The 1,394-nt window shown below is 59.6% G+C and carries 3 pseudogenes; all 3 read left to right on the forward strand.

Annotated elements, in window-relative coordinates:
• Positions 1-689 (forward strand): annotated as a pseudogene (locus VU18_RS19220) (2-oxoglutarate dehydrogenase E1 component); the annotation flags it as partial.
• A 37-nt stretch (positions 690-726) separates the two neighbouring features.
• Positions 727-1,225: pseudogene (locus tag VU18_RS19225) on the forward strand (biotin/lipoyl-containing protein); the annotation flags it as partial.
• 1 nt (position 1,226) lies between these two features.
• Positions 1,227-1,394: pseudogene (locus tag VU18_RS19230) on the forward strand (dihydrolipoamide succinyltransferase); the annotation flags it as partial.

The following is a 1,394-nucleotide window of genomic DNA, read 5'->3' on the forward strand; positions in this document are numbered from 1 at the left end:
AATCCGGGCTTGTCATGCTATTGCCGCACGGCTACGAAGGGCAAGGCCCTGAACATTCAAGCGGCCGCGTCGAGCGCTTTTTGCAGCTGGCGGCGGAAAACAACTGGACGGTTGCCAACTTATCGACGGCCGCGCAATATTTCCATATTTTGCGGCGGCAGGCGGCGCTGTTGACAAGGGAAGAAGTTCGCCCGCTCATCATTATGACGCCGAAAAGTTTGCTCCGCCATCCGCTGGCGGCATCGGATGCGGAAGCGTTCGTTGACGGTGCGTTCTCGCCGGTGCTGGAACAGCCGGGATTGGGCGCTGACGCTGGCAAAGTGGAACGCATCGTGTTTGGCACCGGCAAATTGATGATCGATTTGGCGGAACAAATCGGCAAAATGGAAGGTCTTGACTGGCTGCATATCGTGCGCATTGAAGAGCTGTACCCATTCCCGGAAGAAGCAGTGAGAGACATCATCGCCCGCTATCCGAACGTCAAAGAGCTCGTCTGGGTGCAGGAAGAACCGAAAAACATGGGCGCGTGGACGTATATGGAGCCGCACCTGCGTGCCGTTGCCCCAGACGGTGTCGATGTCAGCTATATCGGGCGGCGCCGGCGGGCGAGCCCGGCGGAAGGCGATCCGGTCGTCCACCGAAAAGAGCAGGAGCGCATCATCCGCTGTGCATTGACGAAGCATGAATGATGACTACGGAACATTTGAGGAGGGCATCAACGTGGCNGAGATCAAAGTCCCAGAGTTAGCAGAATCCATCACGGAGGGAACGATCGCCCAATGGCTGAAAAAACCGGGCGACTACGTGGAAAAAGGAGAATCGATTTGCGAGCTTGAAACGGATAAAGTGAACGTGGAAATTATGGCGGAAGAGTCGGGTGTTTTGCAACAGCTGCTGGCCAATGAAGGCGATACGGTTGCGGTTGGCCAAGCGATCGCCATTATCGGCGAAGGAGCGGCAGCACCGACTGCCGCTTTGCAAGCTGCTCCGCAGCCAGCCGATGAAACGGAAACGGTCGCGCCGGCCGACAGCAATGAACAGCCAGCGCCGCAGCCAGTCGCGGTTGCCCAGGCGCCGAGCCAGCGGCCAATCGCCTCTCCGGCCGCCCGGAAAATGGCACGTGAAAAAGGGATCGACTTGACGCAAGTGCCAACGGCTGATCCGCTTGGGCGCGTGCGCAAACAAGACGTCGCCTCGTTTGCCGCACAACCGGCCGCCGCTCCGCNGCCGGCTCCGCAAGCCGCGCCGACGTCGACGCCGGCCGCCGTTCCAGCCGCTGAGGCCGGCAAGCCGGTCATCCGCGAAAAAATGTCGCGCCGTCGGCAAACGATCGCCAAACGGCTGCTGGAAGTGACGCAAACGACCGCGATGTTGACGACATTTAACGAAATTGA

The sequence above is a fragment of the Geobacillus sp. ZGt-1 genome, from assembly GCF_001026865.1.
Taxonomy (GTDB): domain Bacteria; phylum Bacillota; class Bacilli; order Bacillales; family Anoxybacillaceae; genus Geobacillus; species Geobacillus thermoleovorans.